The sequence below is a fragment of the Nannocystis sp. RBIL2 genome (genome assembly GCF_026626745.1).
Classification (GTDB): Bacteria; Myxococcota_A; Polyangia; order Nannocystales; family Nannocystaceae; genus Nannocystis.
Genome location: NZ_JAPNJW010000002.1, coordinates 49,495 through 63,672, shown reverse-complemented (window position 1 = coordinate 63,672; position 14,178 = coordinate 49,495). Strand labels below are relative to the sequence as shown.

The window sequence follows — 14,178 nt, the reverse complement described above, 5'->3', positions numbered from 1 at the left end:
CACGGTTCGGGGTCGTCGGGGGTAGGCTCCCTCGCCATGACGAGCCCTGTTTCCGTCGTGATCGGCCACACGATAGCCCTGCGCGACGTGGACGCTGTTGCCCGCCGCGGCGCCGCCGTCTCGCTCGCCGCCGAGGCGCGCGACGAGCTGCGACAGACGCGGGATCACCTCGAGCAGGCCCTGGCCGGCGGCGCGATCATCTACGGCGTCAACACCGGCTTCGGCGCCCTGTCCGACGCGAAGATCGCCCCCGACGAGCTCGGGATCTTGCAGCAGAACCTGCTGCGCAGCCACGCGGCCGGGGTCGGCCCGGCGTTCGCCGCCGACGTCGTGCGCGCCCTGCTGCTGCTGCGCGCCCACACCCTCGCGCTCGGGGCCAGCGGCGTGTCGCCGGCCGTCCCCGAGTTCCTGCTGCAGATGCTGGCCCGCGACGTCCTCCCCGTCGTCCCCTGCCAGGGCAGCGTCGGCGCCAGCGGTGACCTGGCCCCGCTCGCCCACCTCGCCCTCGTCGCCATCGGCGAGGGCCTCGCCTGGTCCGAAGGACAGATCATCTCCGGCGCCGAGGCCCTCGCGCGCGCCGGCCTGACCCCGCTGCGCCTCGGCCCCAAGGAGGGCCTGAGCCTCATCAACGGCACCCAGGTCACCACGGCCGTCGGCGCCCTCGCCCTGTGCGACGCCGCCGAGCTGATCGCCGCCGCCGACATCATCGGCAGCCTCAGCCTCGACGCCCTGCTCGGCACAGTCACCGCCACCGACCCGCGGATCCACGCCGGCAAGCCGCACGTCGGCCAGCGCGAGAGCGCCGCAGTCGCCCGCGCCCTCCTGATCGACTCGCCGCTCCGCGCCTCGCACAGCGACTGCGGCGAGGTCCAGGACGCCTACGCCCTCCGCTGCATGCCGCAGGTCCACGGGGCCGCGCGCGACGCCTTCGCCTACGTCGCCGGCGCCGTGCGCATCGAGCTCAACAGCTTCACCGACAACCCGCTGGTGCTGGCGCACGAGGGCGGCGGCTTCGACGTCCTGAGCGGCGGCAACTTCCACGCCGGCACCGTCGCCCTCCCGCTCGATCACATGACGGCCGCGCTCACCACCCTCGCCACCATCAGCGAGCGCCGCACCGACCGCATGCTCAACCCGGTGACCTCGCGCGGCCTCCCGGCCTTCCTGGCCGAAAGGCCAGGTGTCGAGAGCGGCCTGATGATGGCCCACGTCACCGCCTCCGCGCTGGCCAGCGAGTGCAAGTCGCTCAGCTTCCCCGCCTCGGTCGACACCATCCCGACCTCGGCCGGCAAGGAGGACCACGTCAGCATGGGGCCCATCGCCGCCCGCAAGCTGCGGAGCGTCGTCGACAACCTCGCGCGCGTGCTCGCCATCGAGGCGATCGCCGCCGCCCGCGGCCTCGACCTGCGCGAGCACCCGACCAGCGCGCCGCTGCGCCGGGTCCACGCGGCGATCCGCGCCCACGCCGGCCCCTGGACCGGCGACCGCAGCCCCAGCGCCGAGACCGAGGCCCTGGCCGCCGCGATCGTCCGCGGCGAGCTGCGCCAGGCCGCCGGCGTCGCCTCGCCGCTCGACCGCGCCTGAGTCGGCGCCCGGCGCCCCGACCGAGCGCCTCGCGGACGAAGGCCGCGCCATCATCATAAGTCCGAATGGACATGTCTGAATCGACATGTCCATTCGAACCTGTCACGCCTCGGCGCGGCCACGGTCCGAATCGCCCGGTCCGGCCGCACATGTCTCTCAGGACAGCCGATGCTCGGCCGCGACATCCGCGTCCGGCGATGTCCGACCGAGCCTCGGGTCCATGTCTCCCGGGCCAGCCGGCGCGCGGCCTGCTCCCCCGCGACCTCACGCCCCGGCGCTGTCCGAATCGCCGGACCCGCGCGCCCGCACATGTCTCCAAAGACAGCTCACGTGCGACCTCGCCCTTCGCCGCAGTACGGTCCCGGCCGCCGGCCCGCGGCCCTGCGCTTGCGACGCGCCCCGGTCCGCCCTACCCTCGTCGCCATGCGCTCGCTTAATTTCGCAGTCGTCCTCGCCGCCCTGCTCGCTTGCAACGGCGAGCCCGGCACCACCGAGACCACCGGCGGCACCGGCACTGCCACGAGCACCGCCACCGGCACCAGCCCCGGCACCACAGCGCCCACCGGCGACCTCACCACCACCACCGGCGGCACCGCGACCGGCGGCATGACCTCGGCGCCGACCACCTCGACCTCGACGACCGCGACCACCGAGCCCGCGACCTCGACCTCGACCACCGAGCCCGCGACCTCGACCACCGAGCCCGCGACCACCACGACCTCGACCACCAGCCCCGGCACCGCCACCACCGAGGACACCGGCGCAGTCGACCCGCAGTGCGCCCCGGCCACCGGCGACTACGGCGAGTGCGCGGCGGTGCTCGGCTTCGCCTTCGACGGCACCGAGTGCACCCTGCGCTCCGGCTGCAGCTGCGCCCCCGATTGCGACAAGTTCTTCCCCAGCGCGGCCGCCTGCGCGCTGAGCTGCGCCGCCGCCGATCATTGCAACCCCGACGAATTCGACGGCGCCGGCCTGGCCAAGCCCCCCATCACCCAGGGCACCCACTGCGACGGCGTCTACATGTGCCCCGGCGCCGACGCCGAGCTCAAGCAGGCCTACCAGGCGATCTTCCCCCTGCTGACATGCGAGGCGGGCGACTTCCCCTGCAGCGAGAACGGCGAGCACTGCATGGGCCTGCTCGCCGGCACTCTCGGCCCCGAGGAGTGGGCCAAGATGTGCGCCGCCAGCCTCCTGCCGAACTCCGGCCCCTTCATCTGCACCGTCTTCGGCCCCTGAGACCCGGCCATGGACCTGCCCGCCGAGGCCACGCGCCTGCTCTCCCGCGACCACCTCGCCACCATCGAGGCCTGGTGGGCCGGCCTCGACGACGCCGCGCGGGCCGAGTTCACCGCCCTCTACGATCAGCGCGCCGAGGACACCGCCTTCTACGCCACGATCGTCGACGGCAAGACCGAGTGGCACGAGCTCCCGATCGAGCTCCACGGCATGTACGTCGACCCCGAGAACGCGCCCGAGACTGCCATGTGGAAGCAGGAGCTGTGCGAGTTCATCAGCAACACCGGCGTCCAGTTCTTCCTCGTCGAGCGCACCTTCCACATCTGTCGCGCCCATCCGCAGGCCCGCCTCGCCCTCGCCCGCGGCGCGATCCCGGCGGGCTTCACCTGCCCCTTCGACCATGTCGCCTGTCCCTTCGAACAGGCGCTCGCCGCCCGCCCAGGCAAGTCGATCCTGCTGCTCCCACGCCTGCGCCCTGCCGGCGCCGTCTGAACCGCCTCGGGCCGCTCAGGGCGCTGGCGACGACAGCGTGAGCCCCCGGCGTCCGAGGCCCGAACGGCCGAGTACCGCCGTTCGCCGCTACGGTCGGGGCGGCGTGCGCAGCACCTTGGCGATCAGATAGATCGTCATCCCGCCGACCAGCAGCCACGTGCAGCTCAGCATCATCCACGCGCTCGTGCTCACGACGCACCTCCTTCTTGTTCGTCCGGGCGCTGCGTGCTCGCCTCGATGTTGCGGCCGCGGAACGCCCGCCACACCAGCGCCGCGATCATGGCGAACACGGTCAGCAGGATCACGCGCGTCAGGTCCTTGACGAACATCGGCGTGATCTTGCCGCTCGCGTCGAAGTAGCCGCCGGTCTCGCCGACGTGGAGCAGCTTGCCGAGCACGCTGTCGACCGCGAACGGCCAGCTCCCGGTGCTCATCAGCTGCGACGCCGCCTCGCTCCAGCCGACGCTCGGCTTGACCATCGCGCCGAACAGCACGACCAGGATGAACAGCGGCGTCACGTACTTGATGACGTACTTGTAGAAGCCCGGCAGGCGCAGATCGGCGCCCTTGTTGAGCTCGGCCCAGCCGCGGTCGATGCCGAAGATCCAGCCGAAGATCAGCACCTCGGCCAGCGCAAACACGATCAGCGAGAACGTCCCGGTCCAGAAGTCGAACTCGTCGAACGTCCCGCCCGGGTACAGCACCACCACCAGCCCGCCGAGCAGCAGCGTCGCCAGGCCGAAGCCCAGCGCCGCCTTCTCGCGGCGCACCTTGAACTCGTCCTGCAGGAACGCCAGCACCGGCTGGCCCATCGCCAGCGACGACGTGATGCCGGCGAAGAACAGCAGGCCGAACCACATCGCCCCTGCGATCGGCCCGAACCAGCCCCACTGGTTGAACAGCGTCGGCAGCGTCAGGAACCCGAGGCCGAAGCCCGAGCCGCCGGCGGTGGCCGCCTGCACCGCCGCCAGGCCGAGGTAGGCCGTGGCGATCGGGATCAGGATCGACCCGCCGAGGATGACCTCGACGAACTCGTTGACCGTGCCGGCCGTGGTCGCGTTGAGGGCGATGTCGTCCCGCTCGCGCAGGTAGGCCGCGTAGCAGTGGATCGAGCCCATCCCGACCGACAGGGTGAAGAAGATCTGCCCGGCCGCCGCCAGCCACGTGCTCGGGTTGAACAGCCCCGACGCCTGCGGCTCCCACACGAAGTTGAGGCCGACCAGCGGGCTCTCGACCACCCCCGGGTCACCTGTCCCGAGGAACAGGCCCTTGATCGCCAGCACCGCGCCGAAGCCGAGCAGCAGCGGCATCCCGATCTTGGCCGCCAGCTCGACCCCGCGGACCAGCCCGCGCGACAGCAGCCACACGTTGAGCGCCAGAGTGGCGAGGAAGAACCCGGCCGCCTCGTACGGGATCGCGGCGATGTCGGCGTTGGTCGTGCCGAGGTACTCGGGGAAGAACGTCGTCGGCGGCGTCGCCTCGAACGTCCCGCGCAGCGAGTGCCACACGTACGCCAGCGTCCACGACTCGATGTAACAGTAGTAGGCCGCCACCGTCAGGTTGGTGAACAGGCCGAACACGCCGACGTACTTGAGCCAGCGCGCGCGGCCGAGGCGGGCGAACATCCCCGGCGCGCTGTGATGGCCGTACTGCCCGCCGTGGCGGCCGATGGCCCACTCGACCCACAGGATCGGCAGGCCCATCAGCACGAAGGAGATCAGGTACGGCACCAGGAACGCGCCGCCGCCGTTCTGGGCCGCCTGGGCCGGGAAGCGGAGGAAATTGCCGAGGCCGACGGCGTTGCCGGCGACCGCCAGCACCAGGCCGACGCGCGTGCCCCATTGCTCCTTCTTCGCCCCGGACGGTGGACCTGACGCCATCGCCGGCGAAGGTACCCGGCGGGCCCGGCTTGTTCAACCGCCGCGGCCCGCTCGCCGCCCCGGCCACCTGTCTTCCGGGACAGGCGGCCGGCCCGCCCGCCTGTCACTTCGGACGCGTCATCTTCTTGCGGAGGCCGAGGAAGCCCTTCACCAGGCTGCCCAGGCTGCGGGTCGTGATCCCCTTCAGCAGCTCGAAGCCGTGCGACACCTTGCCCGCGTACGGGAACCACAGCGGCTCGCTGTTCAGGAACCCGCGGTCGACCATGATCCCGCGGGTGTTCATGAACGCGAGGATGCCCGCGTCGCCGTGGTAGCGGCCGATCCCCGACGAGCGCACCCCGCCGAACGGCAGCGCCGGGTGGCCCACCGACTGGATCACGTCGTTCACCGAGACCTGCCCGCACTCCATGCGCGAGGCCAGGCGCAGCCCCTTGTCGATGTCCTGCGTCCACACGCTGCCGGCCAGCCCGAACTCGCTGGCGTTGGCCAGGCGCACCGCCTCGTCCTCGTCGCGCACGCGGATCACCGGCAGCACCGGCCCGAACGTCTCTTCACGGAAGATCTCCATCTCCGGCGTCACCCCCGTGAGCAGCGTCGGCGCGAAGAACTGGCCCGGGCGCTGCAGCTTCTCGCCCCCGAACACCACCTTCGCCCCCGCCGCGACCGCCGAGTTCACGTGGCGCTCGACGATGCCGAGCTGCGCGCTCGACGTCAGCGGCCCCATGTCGGCCTGCTCGTCGGGCCCGCCCACGGTCACCCTGGACACCTTCTCGCGCACCTTCTCGACGAAGCGGTCGTGGATCGCGTCGACCACGAAGATGCGCTCGACCGACACGCAGGCCTGACCGCAGTTGACGAGCCCGCCCCACACTGCGGCCTCGGCCGCGCGCTCGAGGTTGGCGTCGGCGCACACGATCATCGCGTCCTTGCCGCCGAGCTCGAGCTCGACCGGGATCGGGCGCTGGGCGGCCGCCGCCATCACCTTGCGGCCGGTCGCCACCGAGCCGGTGAAGAACAGCATGTCGACCTCGGCCCGCGTCAGCGCCGCGCCCGTCGAGCCGTCGCCGTGGACGATCTCCACCACCCCTGCGGGCAGACCGATCCGGCGGAACAGGTCCTCGACCACGCCGGCCACGATCGGCGTGATCTCCGACTGCTTCAGCACCACGGCGTTGCCGCCGATCAGCGCCGACAGCACCGGCACCACCGCCAGCTGGAACGGGAAGTTCCACGGCGAGATGATGCCGATGACCCCGCGGGGGAAGTGCTCGATGAACCCCGACTTGCCGGGCAGGACGATCGGCGTCGACACCTTCTGGCGCCGCAGCAGCACCGGCGCGCGGCGCAGCATGTAATCGAGCAGCAGCGGGACGGCGCCGATCTCCATCATCGTCGCCTCGAACGTCGGCTTGCCGGTGTCTTCGCTGATCTTGCGGGCGTAGTGCTCGCCCTGCTCGGCGAGGACCTGCTTGACGCGGCCCAGGACCTCGATGCGGGCCGCCAGCGGCGTGTCGCGCCAGTCCGGGAAGGCCGCCCGGGCCCGGGCCACCGCGGCGCGGACCTCGGCCTCGTCGGCCACGGGGAAGTCGCCCAGCCGGGCGCCGCTGACGGGGCTCAGCTTCTCGAGCAGCCGGCGCGGCGAGGCGGCCCCGTCGGGGCCCGCGGGACGAGGAGTGGAAGGGGCGGAGGTCTGGGAGGCGCTCATGTCCAAAAGCCTTCGGTCGCGGGCGGCGGCCCGTGCGAGGGGGGTGAGTTTAGCAAAGGGCCGCCCCGACGCGACGTGCCCGCGGGCCCGAGATGCTGCTACCATGCCCCGTGCTGCCATGACGACCAGCCGTCCTGACGACCTGTTCCGCCGCTACCTCGGGCTCCTCGGGTGGGTGGGCGACCCCGGGCTCCACGAGCTCGTCAGCAGCCACCTCATCAAGATCCCGTTCGAGAACGTGTCCAAGCTGCTGCTCCCAGCCGACGCGCCGAAGAACGCGATCCCGCCGATCGAGGAGTTCTTGCGCGGCATCGGCGACCAGGACCTCGGCGGCACCTGCCACGCGCTCAACGTCCACTTCGCCGCGCTGCTGCAGTTCCTCGACTACGACGTCGAGCTCCTGGCCGCCGACGCCGGCGGCGTCCCGCGGGCGCACGCAGTGTGCCGGGTGAGCTTCGAGGATCAGCTGCACCTGGTCGACGTCGGCCACGGCGCACCGTTCTACCACCCGATCCCGCTCGACTCGCTGCCGCTGCACATCCCCCACGGCGACGTCAGCTACACCCTCGATCGCCACGCCTCGCACCGCGAAGCCGTCGAGGTCGTCACCCTGCGCAAGAACACCCGCGTCCACAGCTACGTCGCCAAGCCGCCGCCGGTCACCCCCGACGGCTTCGGCGCCGCCATCGAGCGCACCCACGCGGCCGACGCCCCGCTGATGCGGCGGCTCAATATCATCCGCTTCTTCGCCAGCCGCGTGCTCGAGATCGACAACAACCGACTCGTCACCACCCACCACAACATCACCACGGTCACCCCGATCCGCGACATCGACGAGCTCGAGGCGATCGTCCACGAGGCGCTGCAGCTGCCGCGCATGCCGGTGCGCGAGGCCGTCGACGCCCTGCGGGCCCGCGGCGTCGACATCTTCGACGGCGCTACTGCTTGATCCCGCACAGGCCGACGTCTTCGAGCCCGGGCGGCGCCGTCCCCTGGTCGAAGAACGGCAGGCACTCCTGGTCCGGCGCGCCCGAGCACATGCCGGGCATCGACTGCGCCAGCGACAGGTCGCAGAACTCGGTGCAGCAGCCCGGCGCGTCGCAGCCCGGCACGTTCGTGGCGGCCGCGCACAGCAGGCCCGGGTCGCACACGTTGAGGAACTCGCACGGGTCGCCATAGAAGCCGGCGTCGCCGCTGACGTCGCCGTCGCAGACGAAGCCGATCGACATGCTCGGGATGCAGATCTGTCCGATCGGGCAGGTCGGCGCCAGCGGGTTGCAGGTCGTCAGGCACAGCGGCAAGAGCCCGCCCGTCGACACGTCGCACACCAGCCCGCCCTCGCACGTCGGCGAGGCCGGCGTACCGCTGCACATCGGCGTGCAGGTGCCGAGGCCGTCGGCGTCGAGCAACCAGCACAGCAGACCGGCGTCGCAGTCGTCGAGGCCGACGATCCCGCCCTCGGCCGAGCAAGGATCGCCTGCCTTGCCGGCCGGGCTGGTGATCTCGACGCAGCGCGTGCCGTCGACGACCCCCGTACCCGTCGAGTCGAACGGCACGCACTTCGCGCCGGCGGGACAGTCTTGCGCCCACACGCTGCACTCGCCGGAGACCTCGCCGGTGCTGCCGCTGGTCGTCGGCGCCGACGACGAGGTCTGCGCATCGTCCGTCGTCGCCGACGCGTCGGAGCCGCCGGGGCCCTCGCTCTCGGACTCCTCGCCTTGCTCGCCCGTCACGCAGCCCGCGAGTGTGAGAAGCACGACAAACCCCGACGGTCCGAACCTGGTCATCAGGCCAGCCTACCACGCGCGCATGGCCGCGCAGCGCCTCTGGGGCCGCTTCTGCGGCCTCACAGTCGCTCTTGCGCGATCTCCGCCGCAGGCGTGCCCAGCGGCGCGCGTCGCGGACAAAGCTTGCTACACTCTGCGGACCCTATGGGCGACCCCCCCAGTAAGGCCCACGGCCGATTGGACGGGCCGAGGAGCAGCGACAGTCGATGAGCGACCTCCTGCGACTCGTCTCGCTGTTCTTCCTCGTCTTGATGAACGGATTCTTCGTCGCGGCCGAGTTCGCGCTCGTCAGCGTGCGTCGCACCCGGATCGAGCAGCTCGCCAACGAAGGCAATACGCTCGCGCGCCTGACCCACAAGGTGCTGCAAGACCTCGACCTCTACATCGCCGCCACCCAGCTCGGCATCACGATGGCGAGCCTCTTGATCGGCTTCATCGCCGAGCCCGCGATCGAGCACCTCGTCGCGCCGAGCCTGCTCGAGTGGGGCGTTCACGCCGACAACGTGAAGACCATCTCGTTCGCGCTCGCCTTCGGCCTGTCGACCGCGCTGCACATCGTGTTCGGCGAGCTGGCGCCCAAGTCGCTGGCGCTGCAGCGGGCCGAGCAGGTCTCGCTGGCGATCTCCGTGCCGATGATCGCCTTCACCACGCTGTTCCGCCCGGTCATCTGGGTGCTCAACGTCACCGGCAACGGCGTCGTGCGCATGTTCGGCCTGCGGCCCGTGCCGGGGCATCACTCGGCCCACTCCGAAGAGGAGATCCGGATGATCGTCTCGGCCTCGCGCCAGGAGGGCGTGCTCGAGGAGCAGGAGAAGGAGCTCCTCAACAACGTGTTCGACCTGTCGGACACGCCGGTGCGCGCGATCATGACCCCGCGCGTCGACATGATCGCGCTCGAGGAGAACCTCTCGCTGCGCCGCTTCATGACGATCAACGAGGAGCACCAGTACTCGCGCGTCCCGATCTACCGCGACACCAACGACAAGATCGTCGGCATCGCCTACGTCGGCGACGTGCTCAAGTACCTCGACCGCCTCGACGAGGTCACCCTCGGCAGCGTCGCTCGCCCGGCCGTGTTCGCCCCCGAGAACATGAAGGTCATCGACCTGTTCTCGCTGTTCCAGAAGAAGAAGACCCACATGGCCATCGTCGTCGACGAGTTCGGCGGCACCGCCGGCGTCGTCACCCTCGAGGACGCGCTCGAGGAGGTCGTCGGCGAGATCTACGACGAGAACGACGAGCCCGAGGAAGAGAAGCAGGTCCGCGACGTCGGCGACGGCACCTTCCTCTTCGACGCCATGATCAACGTGTCCGAGGTCGAGAAGACCCTGGCGGTCGATCTGGACGACGAGATCCAGGGCAACTACGAGACGCTCTCGGGCTTCCTGTTCCACAAGTTCCAGTACATCCCGCAGGTCGGCGAGGAGGTCGAAGCCGAGGGCTGGACCTTCCACGTCGCCGAGGCCGACGAGCGCCGGGTCATCAAGATCCGCGCCTACCGCAAGCAGCCTCCGACGGTCGAAACGCCCGCCTGAGGCCGGCCCCCGGGGCGCCCCCGCGGGCCCAGAAGGCGACTCCGACTCGCGGCCGCCCGAGGCGAGAACCTCGCGCGGCCGCGACGACGTCGCCCCGCACACTCGACATGTCCCCAAGGACATCTCGGTCGTCTCTTCACGACATGTCCCGAAGGACATACGGACTCACAGCACCGCCAGCGCCCGGCGCAACGCCAGCTCGGCCAGCGCGTGGGCGAACCGACCCTCGCGCAGCGTCGCCTCGATCTCCTCGCGCCCCATGACCACCGGCGTCACCACCTCCTCCGCGTCCGGGTGCGGCGCACCCACGCGCACGACCCCGCGCACCAGGAAGAAGTGGCAGCGGTTGTCCTGCAGGACCGGGTTGGGGTGCGTGAAACCCAGCGGCTCCGCCGTGGTCCCCGCGTAACCTGTCTCTTCGCGCAGCTCTCGCAGCGCCGCGCGCTCCGGCGGCTCGCCCGCGTCGACCAGCCCCCCGGCGGGCTCCACCGTGTCCGCCGCGATCCCGAAGCGATACTGGCGGACCAGCACGAACTGCCCCGCCGCGTCGATCGCCACCGCCATCACCCAGTCCGGCATCCGCAGCAGAGTCACCGGCGACGCGCGGCCCTCGAGGTTCACCCGCTCGACGCGAAAGAACCCGGCGTCGAACACCTCCAGGCGGTCTCGCTCGCGCATCGCCCCGGTGATACCACGACCACGCCGCGACCGTCCCCCGCATGCCTCCATGGACATGTCCCAAGAGACACAAAGCGCCACTGGCGCGGCAATCGTTCCGGCCGTGAAAAAATTTTCGAAGGCTCGCCGGCGCCGCGCGTAGAGCCCGATCGACCGCACCCCGGAGCCCCATGCCCCGCCCGATCCACCGCCTCCTCCTCGCCTTCCCCCTCCTGCTCGCCTGCCAGACCCCGCCGGCCGCTCCCGTGCCCGCGGCCCCGCCGGCCCCGACAGTCGTCGCCGAGCCCGCCACCAGCGACGAGCCGCTCCTCCGCACCTACGCCGTCCCGCCCGAGCAGGCGCGCTCGATCGAGCAAGCCCTCGCCAGCGCCCTCTCGAGCGGCAAGGACCTCCCCCCGCTCGGCACCGTCGAGCGCTTGCCCGACGGCCGCCTCGTCGTCGTCGCCCCGCCGGGGATCCAGGACGGCGTCGCGGCCCTGATCGCCGGCCTCGATCCGAGCAAGGCCCCGCCCGTGCGCACTGCGGAGCTGGACTACTGGATCGTCGTCGGCGAGCCCGCCCAAGCCGCCGAGGGCGTCGACACCGTCCCCGACATCGCCCCCGCGCTGCAAGCGATCGTCGCCTCCCAGGGCCCGATGCGCTTCCGCTTGCACGAGTCGATGCACCTCTCCTCCCTCGTCGACGACCGCGCCGAGGCCGACGGCGCTCGCATGCATGCGCGCCAGACCGTCTCCGAGGTCAGCGGCCGCCTCGTCGCCGACCTCGACATCACCGTCGCGCAGCAGGCCAAGGATCGCGGCCACCTCGCCCGCTGCGCCGACGACTGCAACCAGCTCAAGTCGCGCGTCCACCTCGATCTCGGCCAGCTCCTCGTCGTCGGTCAGGCCGGCCTCGAGGCGAGCGACACGAAGGCCCAACCTGGCCCGAAGACCCTGTTCTACATCGTCCGCGGCCAGCTCCGGACCGGGGGCGTGTGACCGATCCGGCCCCCACGCCCGGCCTCACGGTCGGCGACGTCGAGCGGCTCTTCGTGCAGCTGGAGCGGCCCCTGTTCAACGTCATGTATCGCTGGCTGTGGGACCGCGACGAGTCCGCCGAGCTCGTCCAGGAGACCTTCACGCGGCTGTGGCAGGCGCGCGCGCGCGTGCGGCCCGACACCGCCGGCGCCTTCGTCTACCGGATCGCCGTCAACCTCGCCGCCAGCCGTCGACGCTGGCGGGCGCTGCGTCGCTTCGTCGCCTTCGACGACGACTCGCCCGCCACCTCCGAAGCCCAGCCCGACCTCGCAGTCCTCGGCGCCGAGCGAGCCGCCGCAGTGCGCGCCGCGGTCGACGCCTTGCCCGAGAAGCTGCGCCGCGTGCTCGTCCTCTGCGAGCTCTCCGAGCTTCCGTACGCCGACATCGCCGCGGCGCTCGGGATCCCCGTCGGCACCGTCGGCTCGCGCCGCCACGCCGCCGCCGAGCGCGTCCGTCGTCACCTTCAAGCCCAGGAGCCCCGCAGTGAAGCCGCCGTCCGAAGATGACCTGAAGGACATGTTCGTCGTCCTCGATCCGCCCCCCGGCGGCCTCGCGCGCCTGCGGGCTCGCCGGGACGCGCCTACCCCTCTGCGCTGGCCCTGGTGGCTCGCGGGCGCCGGTCTGGCAACCGCGGCCGCCGTCCTCGCCCTGTCGCTCCGCCCCGCCGTGCCGCCTTCACCAGCCCCGCCGACACCTGCGCCCGCGGCCGCGCCCGTCGACCTCGTCGCCGGCCGCACCGACCTCCACCCGGCCTGGATCGGCCTCGGCCGCGTCGCGCCGCCGCCCGAACCGCTGCAGCTCGCCCCCGAGCTCGCCGGCGCCCTCGCCTCCCGCCGCGTCGCCCTGCCTCGCCAGGACGTCGTCCTCTACATGCTCGACGCCAAAGGACATGTCCCATGACACATGCATGAAACAACATGTCGCCGAGAACATGTCCTCGAGCGCATCCGCCCTCAGTCCTCGTCCCCGCGGCGGCCGATGAACAGCAGCAGGTGCAGCAGCATCAGCGCGTGGAACAGCAGCGACACCCGCATCGACGCGGCGATCCCCGCGTGCAGCAGCACCAGCGCCAGCGCGGCCACGCGACGAGTGCGGGCGAACCACAGCCCGAACCCGATCGCCAGCTCGAGCGCGATCGTCGACCACGCCAGCGCCAGCGCCAGCGGCCCCGGCGTCAGCGACAGCCACGCCGACAGCAGGTGCTGGCCCTGGTGCGACGAGCGGAACACCAGCACCACCGCCTCGCCGCTCCACCAGGCTGTCCCTTCGACCAGCTTCGATAGCGCCGCGAACACGTACACCGCCGACAGCTGCAGCATCAGCAGGCGCGCCGTCCAGCGCGGCCCTCGCGGCCCGGTCGGCGCCAGGGCCACGAACAACCACTGCAGCGCCGCCAGCTCCGCGTAGGCCCGGGGCGTGCTCGCCTCGAGCCCCACCAGCAGCCCGAACAGCGCCGCAGTCGTCACTCGCCCTGCCCGACCTCCGCGCCCGGCGGCCACCGTCGCCGCCGCCACCAGCAGCACCACCAGCAGCCCCGTCACCAGCGCCGGCGGCGGCACCCAGCCGTCCAGCCACGCATCGAGCCAGCCCTCGCGCAGCACCGGCCGGCTGTACAGCTCCTCGCGGTGCGGCCACTGCGTCAACGCGTAAGCACCTGTCCACAAGGCCAGGCCGCGCGCGAACTGCTGCGTCCGCGCCGTCCCCTCCGCGGCGAAGAAGAACCGCGCCAGCAGCCCCGGACCGCGCCGCTCCCGGACCTGCCGGGTGAACACCGGAAGTTCGGCCGCCTCAGCCACCGTCCACCCTGTACTGCCCGATCGTCGCCGCCCCCGTCGAGCCGTCGCGGACGTCACGCCAGCCCCGGACGAGCCGCACCTTGTCGATCGGCTGCCCGTCCTCGGCCATGCGCGCCGCCAGCCACGCCGCGAACGCCTGCCGCTCGCGCAGGTGCCCCGACTCGAACACGATCGTGCTGTACTCGTACGCGCGCTCGCCCGTGGCCCCGCGCGTGTGCTGGAAGTAGCGCCCCAGCGGGATCGGCACCCAGGTCCCGTCGGCTGTCCGGCCCTCCGCGGTCAGCGTGCGCTCGAACGGTGACGGGTCGCTGAACATCCGCCACGGCAGGTGGGCCCCCAGCGGCGGCGGCAGCGGCAGCAGCCCGCGGACCAGCGCGATCGCCTGGGCGGCCAGCCACACCGCGACGACCACGACCGCCAGCCTGTGTGGTTGTTCGGACATGTCCCCAAGCCCATGCCCTCACGGGCA

At 71.8% G+C, this 14,178-nt stretch carries 14 protein-coding genes; 8 read left to right on the top strand and 6 right to left on the bottom strand.

The window, feature by feature from the left end:
* Positions 1 to 36 precede the first annotated feature (36 nt).
* From hutH to OV090_RS25495, 3 genes are all read left to right on the top strand, one after another.
* A complete protein-coding gene (gene hutH, locus OV090_RS25505; protein ID WP_267707213.1) occupies positions 37 to 1,584 on the top strand; it encodes a histidine ammonia-lyase in 1,548 nt (515 codons plus the stop codon).
* A gap of 423 nt (positions 1,585 to 2,007) precedes the next feature.
* The gene (locus tag OV090_RS25500) at positions 2,008 to 2,820 is read left to right on the top strand and encodes a hypothetical protein (RefSeq protein WP_267707212.1); all 813 of its coding nucleotides are present in this window, start codon (positions 2,008 to 2,010) and stop codon (positions 2,818 to 2,820) included.
* Positions 2,821 to 2,829: 9 nt separating this feature from the next.
* Positions 2,830 to 3,312 (top strand): hypothetical protein, encoded by a 483-nt coding sequence (locus OV090_RS25495; protein ID WP_267707211.1) that lies wholly within the window; start codon positions 2,830 to 2,832, stop codon positions 3,310 to 3,312.
* A gap of 188 nt (positions 3,313 to 3,500) precedes the next feature.
* Here OV090_RS25495 and OV090_RS25490 read toward each other — a convergent pair whose 3' ends face one another.
* Together OV090_RS25490 and OV090_RS25485 are read right to left on the bottom strand one after the other, a co-directional pair.
* The gene (locus tag OV090_RS25490; protein WP_267707210.1) at positions 3,501 to 5,192 is read right to left on the bottom strand and encodes a sodium-dependent transporter; all 1,692 of its coding nucleotides are present in this window, start codon (positions 5,190 to 5,192) and stop codon (positions 3,501 to 3,503) included.
* Between the two features lie 103 nt (positions 5,193 to 5,295).
* On the bottom strand, positions 5,296 to 6,897 hold the full coding sequence (locus tag OV090_RS25485) for an aldehyde dehydrogenase family protein (protein WP_267707209.1): 1,602 nt from the start codon (positions 6,895 to 6,897) through the stop codon (positions 5,296 to 5,298).
* 103 nt (positions 6,898 to 7,000) lie between these two features.
* Here OV090_RS25485 and OV090_RS25480 point away from each other — a divergent pair, with 103 nt between their 5' ends.
* Positions 7,001 to 7,846: an arylamine N-acetyltransferase gene (locus tag OV090_RS25480; protein WP_267707208.1), complete on the top strand. Its 846-nt coding sequence runs from the start codon at positions 7,001 to 7,003 to the stop codon at positions 7,844 to 7,846.
* On the opposite strand, the gene OV090_RS25475 is transcribed toward OV090_RS25480, so the two are convergent.
* Positions 7,836 to 8,654 (bottom strand): ribulose phosphate epimerase, encoded by an 819-nt coding sequence (locus OV090_RS25475; RefSeq protein ID WP_267707207.1) that lies wholly within the window; start codon positions 8,652 to 8,654, stop codon positions 7,836 to 7,838. The genes OV090_RS25480 and OV090_RS25475 overlap by 11 nt on opposite strands.
* A 236-nt stretch (positions 8,655 to 8,890) precedes the next feature.
* On the opposite strand from OV090_RS25475, the gene OV090_RS25470 reads away from it, so the two are divergent.
* A complete protein-coding gene (locus OV090_RS25470) occupies positions 8,891 to 10,219 on the top strand; it encodes a hemolysin family protein (protein WP_267707206.1) in 1,329 nt (442 codons plus the stop codon).
* Positions 10,220 to 10,384: 165 nt separating this feature from the next.
* Here the strand turns inward: OV090_RS25470 and OV090_RS25465 are convergent, their stop codons facing one another.
* Complete coding sequence (locus OV090_RS25465; protein WP_267707205.1) at positions 10,385 to 10,897, bottom strand: NUDIX hydrolase; 513 nt, start codon at positions 10,895 to 10,897, stop codon at positions 10,385 to 10,387.
* 170 nt (positions 10,898 to 11,067) lie between these two features.
* On the opposite strand from OV090_RS25465, the gene OV090_RS25460 reads away from it, so the two are divergent.
* Genes OV090_RS25460 through OV090_RS25450 form a run of 3 tightly spaced genes read left to right on the top strand, consistent with a single transcriptional unit; the run spans position 11,068 to position 12,813 of the window.
* Positions 11,068 to 11,874 (top strand): hypothetical protein, encoded by an 807-nt coding sequence (locus tag OV090_RS25460; RefSeq protein WP_267707204.1) that lies wholly within the window; start codon positions 11,068 to 11,070, stop codon positions 11,872 to 11,874.
* On the top strand, positions 11,871 to 12,419 hold the full coding sequence (locus OV090_RS25455) for a sigma-70 family RNA polymerase sigma factor (RefSeq protein ID WP_267707203.1): 549 nt from the start codon (positions 11,871 to 11,873) through the stop codon (positions 12,417 to 12,419). The genes OV090_RS25460 and OV090_RS25455 overlap by 4 nt, the downstream gene beginning before the upstream one ends.
* Positions 12,397 to 12,813, top strand: coding sequence for a hypothetical protein (locus OV090_RS25450; RefSeq protein ID WP_267707202.1), 417 nt, complete (start codon positions 12,397 to 12,399; stop codon positions 12,811 to 12,813). Before OV090_RS25455 ends, OV090_RS25450 begins: the two co-directional genes overlap by 23 nt.
* 53 nt (positions 12,814 to 12,866) lie before the next feature.
* Here OV090_RS25450 and OV090_RS50895 read toward each other — a convergent pair whose 3' ends face one another.
* Entirely contained in the window at positions 12,867 to 13,709 is an 843-nt protein-coding gene (locus OV090_RS50895) for an HTTM domain-containing protein (RefSeq protein WP_267707201.1), read from the bottom strand.
* Positions 13,702 to 14,151, bottom strand: a complete 450-nt coding sequence (locus OV090_RS25440) for a hypothetical protein (RefSeq protein ID WP_267707200.1) — start codon at positions 14,149 to 14,151, stop codon at positions 13,702 to 13,704. Before OV090_RS25440 ends, OV090_RS50895 begins: the two co-directional genes overlap by 8 nt.
* Positions 14,152 to 14,178 lie beyond the last annotated feature (27 nt).

Excerpts from the sequence above, each read along its gene's own strand:
- hutH (WP_267707213.1), top strand. The coding sequence starts at position 37 with ATGACGAGCCCTGTTTCCGTCGTGATCGGCCACACGATAGCCCTGCGC.
- OV090_RS25500 (WP_267707212.1), top strand. The coding sequence starts at position 2,008 with ATGCGCTCGCTTAATTTCGCAGTCGTCCTCGCCGCCCTGCTCGCTTGC.
- OV090_RS25495 (WP_267707211.1), top strand. The coding sequence starts at position 2,830 with ATGGACCTGCCCGCCGAGGCCACGCGCCTGCTCTCCCGCGACCACCTC.
- OV090_RS25490 (WP_267707210.1), bottom strand. The coding sequence starts at position 5,192 with ATGGCGTCAGGTCCACCGTCCGGGGCGAAGAAGGAGCAATGGGGCACG.
- OV090_RS25485 (WP_267707209.1), bottom strand. The coding sequence starts at position 6,897 with ATGAGCGCCTCCCAGACCTCCGCCCCTTCCACTCCTCGTCCCGCGGGC.
- OV090_RS25480 (WP_267707208.1), top strand. The coding sequence starts at position 7,001 with ATGCCCCGTGCTGCCATGACGACCAGCCGTCCTGACGACCTGTTCCGC.
- OV090_RS25470 (WP_267707206.1), top strand. The coding sequence starts at position 8,891 with ATGAGCGACCTCCTGCGACTCGTCTCGCTGTTCTTCCTCGTCTTGATG.
- OV090_RS25465 (WP_267707205.1), bottom strand. The coding sequence starts at position 10,897 with ATGCGCGAGCGAGACCGCCTGGAGGTGTTCGACGCCGGGTTCTTTCGC.
- OV090_RS25460 (WP_267707204.1), top strand. The coding sequence starts at position 11,068 with ATGCCCCGCCCGATCCACCGCCTCCTCCTCGCCTTCCCCCTCCTGCTC.
- OV090_RS25440 (WP_267707200.1), bottom strand. The coding sequence starts at position 14,151 with ATGTCCGAACAACCACACAGGCTGGCGGTCGTGGTCGTCGCGGTGTGG.